Source organism: Actinoplanes sp. NPDC048791 (assembly GCF_040650095.1).
GTDB lineage: Bacteria > Actinomycetota > Actinomycetes > Mycobacteriales > Micromonosporaceae > Actinoplanes.
In genome coordinates this window covers 1-3,335 of sequence record NZ_JBEZGQ010000920.1, presented here as the reverse complement: position 1 = coordinate 3,335, position 3,335 = coordinate 1, and the positions used below count along the sequence as shown (strand labels likewise).

Below are 3,335 nucleotides of genomic sequence, written 5' to 3'. Positions count from 1 at the left end.
GGCATCTCCTCGGTGCCGACCTCGAAGACCAGCGTCCGCGGCGTGTCACCGGCCGGGGTGGCCTCGAAGGCGGCGGCCGGGGGCAGCGGGCTGACCATGCCGAGCGGGTGACCGAGCTCGTCGCGGCGGGCCATCCAGAGCCGGGCGTCGTCACCGGCGAGGCGGCGCATCCGGGCGAACTCGGCGGCGCGGTCGGCGGTGGAGACCGCGCCGCGCGAGTCGAGCACGTTGAACGCGTGCGAGCACTTCAGCACGTACGTGTGGGCCGGCACCGGCAGGCCCTCGTCGATCAGCCGCTGCGCCTCGGCCGCGTACAGCTCGAGCAACTGACGGTTGGTGGCCACGTCGGCGTCGTCGAGGTAGTAGCGGGACATCTCGTACTCGGCCTGGCCGAAGACCTCGCCGTAGCTGACGCCCTCGGCGTACGCGATGTCCTTGAAATGGGTGACGCCCTGCAGCGCCATGATGATCCGCTCGATGCCGTAGGTGATCTCCACCGACGGCGGGTCCAGATTGATGCCACCGGCCTGCTGGAAGTAGGTGAACTGGGTGATCTCCAGCCCGTCCAGCCAGACCTCCCAGCCCAGGCCCCAGGCGCCCAGCGCGGGGGAGGCCCAGTTGTCCTCGACGAACCGCACGTCGTGCGCGGCCACGTCGATGCCGAGCGCGGTGAGGCTGCCCAGGTAGAGCTCCTGCGGGTTGCCCGGGTCGGGCTTGAGGATCACCTGGAGCTGGGTGTGGGTCTGCAACCGGTTCGGGTTCTCGCCGTAGCGGGAGTCGTCGGGGCGCACGGACGGCTCGACGTAGACGACCCGCCACGGCTCCGGCCCGAGCACCCGCAGGAAGGTCGCGGGGTTCAGGGTCCCGGCGCCGACCTCGGTGTTCATCGGCTGCACGACCAGGCAGCCCTGATCGGTCCAGTACGCGGTGAGGCGGGCGAGGGCGTCCTGCATGGTGAGCATGACCTCACAGTCTAGTGAGGCCGTCACCTGGGTATACGAACCCCATGTCGGAGCTGCTGGTAGGAGATCTGTACCGCTTCCAGGACCTGCTGAACGCCGAGGAGGCCGCCGTCGTCGAACGGGTCCGCGCGTTCCTGGCCGCCGAGGTCGTGCCGATCGCGAACGACCACTGGGCCCGCGCCGAGTTCCCGTACCAGCTGATCAAGGGTTTCGCCGGGCTGGGCCTGGCCGGGCGCAAGCAGTCGAACCTGCTCTCCGGCTGGCTGGCGATGGAGATGGGCCACGCGGACGCCTCCATGGCGACGTTCTTCGGCGTGCACGCCGGGCTGGCGATGGGCAGCATCGAGACCTGCGGCTCGCCCGAGCAGCGGGAACGCTGGCTGCCGGCGATGGCCGGCTTCGACCAGATCGGGGCGTTCGCGCTGACCGAGCCGACCGGCGGCTCGGACGTGGCCGCGGGCCTGCGCACGACGGCCCGCCGCGACGGCGACCACTGGGTGCTCAACGGCCAGAAGCGCTGGATCGGCAACGCCACCTTCGCCGACCTGACCGTGGTCTGGGCCCGTGACGTCGCCGACAACCAGGTCAAGGGCTTCGTCGTCGGCAAGGACACCCCGGGCTTCACCGCGACGAAGATCGAGAACAAGATCGCCCTGCGGATCGTGCAGAACGCCGACATCACGTTCACCGAGTGCGTGGTGCCCGAGGCGGACCGGCTGCAGAACGCCAACACGTTCAAGGACACCGCGAAGATCCTGCGGCAGACCCGCAGCGGGGTGGCCTGGCAGGCGGTCGGGGTGATGCTGGCCGCGTACGAGATCGCCCTGAAGTATGCGCAGGAGCGTGAGCAGTTCGGCCGTCCGATCGGCTCGTTCCAGCTGGTCCAGGACCTGCTGGTGCGCATGCTCGGCAACGTCACGTCGTCGCTGGGCATGGTGGTCCGGCTGACCCAGCTGCAGGACGCGGGCGAGTTCCGCGACGAGCACTCGGCGCTGGCCAAGGCGTACACGACGACCCGGATGCGCGAGGTGGTCGGCTGGGCCCGCGAGATCCTGGCCGGCAACGGCATCGTGCTGGACTACAACATCGGGCGCTTCGTGGCCGACGCCGAGGCGCTGTACTCCTACGAGGGCACCCGCGAGATCAACACGATGATCGTGGGCCGCGCGGTGACCGGCCTGAGCGCCTTCGTCTAGGGGCGCTTCGGGGTCCCGGTGAGGATCCGCCGCCCGATCAGCACGGCGGCGGCGGTGCCGGCGGCGAGAGCGAGGGCCGCGAAGGTGGCGGTCTCGTTCTCGGTCTGCGTCCCGAGCGTTTGGGAGAGCGTCTCGGACCAGGAGGTCAGCAGGTAGGCCAGCATCCCGAGCAGCAGGCCACCCAGCTGCGCGGCGACGAGCACCACCGGCCACGCCACGACGGACACCACCAGGGTGCGCAGCGTGCGACCGCCGGCCAGCCCGATGATGCCGGCCAGGGCGGTGATGAAGACCGTCTGCATCACCATGAAGCCGATGCTGTTCTTGTGGACCTCTCGCAGCAGGCCGTAGCCGAGGCCGTCCACGACCAGCGCGTACTGGGCGGCCGCCAGGCGGAAGGCGACCGCCACCGCGGCCGTGCCGAGCGCGCCGGCCGTCAGGGCCCAGACGAGCTTGGCGGACAGCCAGCGCAACCGGGGCACCGACTGGGTCAGGACGAAGGCGTCGGTCGAATCGTCGCGCTCCCGGGCAAACAGCGGCACGCCCAGGATCAGCGCGATCAGCAACGGCACGAACGCGGCGACCAGCGCGATGGCCTGTCCCAGGTTCGTCGCCGCGCCCGGGGGCAGGCAGCTGACGCCCTGCTCGCACAGGCCGGTGCGGTCCGGCGCGTAGTTCTCGATCACGATGCCGTGCGCGTGGACCTGCTGCTGGATGATGCGGGCGCCGACGAGGACAAACGCCGTCGAGACCGCGCTCAGAACGGCCGCGACGATGAGATACGGCCGCAGCAGACGCAGGGCGAGCCAGTTCATGCGGTGGGGACCTTTCGCGTCGGGGCCCTCAGATAGCCGAGGAGAAGTTCCTCCAACGTGGGCCGGTGCCACGCCAGCCCGCCGTCCGGAGCGGATCCGGCCGGGCGGATCAGGGCGGTGGTGTCAGGGCCCGCGGCGCGCACCTCGACGACCTCCGAGCTGTCGAACGCGCTGAACTCGATGCCGGCGCCGACCGCGACCAGATGGCCCTCCAGCGCCGCCTCCACCTCGGCGGCCAGGCTTACGCGCCCGTCGGCCAGCACCACCACGTGGTCGCAGACGCCGTCGATGTCGGCCACCACATGCGACGACAGCACCACGGTCGTGCCGCGCTCGGCGTCGTCGGCCATCAACGTCCCGGC

At 70.6% G+C, this 3,335-nt stretch carries 3 protein-coding genes and 1 pseudogene; 1 reads left to right on the top strand and 3 read right to left on the bottom strand.

Features of this window, described 5'->3' with window-relative positions; all coding sequences use genetic code 11:
- The coding region (gene glyQ, locus AB0C29_RS39740) for a glycine--tRNA ligase subunit alpha (protein WP_360831925.1) at positions 1-962 on the bottom strand (962 nt) is incomplete at its 3' end.
- Positions 963-1,006: 44 nt separating this feature from the next.
- On the opposite strand from glyQ, the gene AB0C29_RS39735 reads away from it, so the two are divergent.
- On the top strand, positions 1,007-2,158 hold the full coding sequence (locus AB0C29_RS39735; protein WP_360831923.1) for an acyl-CoA dehydrogenase family protein: 1,152 nt from the start codon (positions 1,007-1,009) through the stop codon (positions 2,156-2,158).
- Here the strand turns inward: AB0C29_RS39735 and AB0C29_RS39730 are convergent.
- The gene (locus tag AB0C29_RS39730; protein WP_360831921.1) at positions 2,155-2,973 is read right to left on the bottom strand and encodes a hypothetical protein; all 819 of its coding nucleotides are present in this window, start codon (positions 2,971-2,973) and stop codon (positions 2,155-2,157) included. The genes AB0C29_RS39735 and AB0C29_RS39730 overlap by 4 nt on opposite strands.
- Positions 2,970-3,335, bottom strand: a pseudogene (locus AB0C29_RS39725) (hypothetical protein); the annotation flags it as partial. The gene AB0C29_RS39730 and the pseudogene AB0C29_RS39725, both read right to left, overlap by 4 nt.

Bases quoted from the DNA above. Each gene is read 5' to 3' on its own strand.
- AB0C29_RS39730 (WP_360831921.1), bottom strand. From the start codon at position 2,973: ATGAACTGGCTCGCCCTGCGTCTGCTGCGGCCGTATCTCATCGTCGCG.
- AB0C29_RS39735 (WP_360831923.1), top strand. From the start codon at position 1,007: ATGTCGGAGCTGCTGGTAGGAGATCTGTACCGCTTCCAGGACCTGCTG.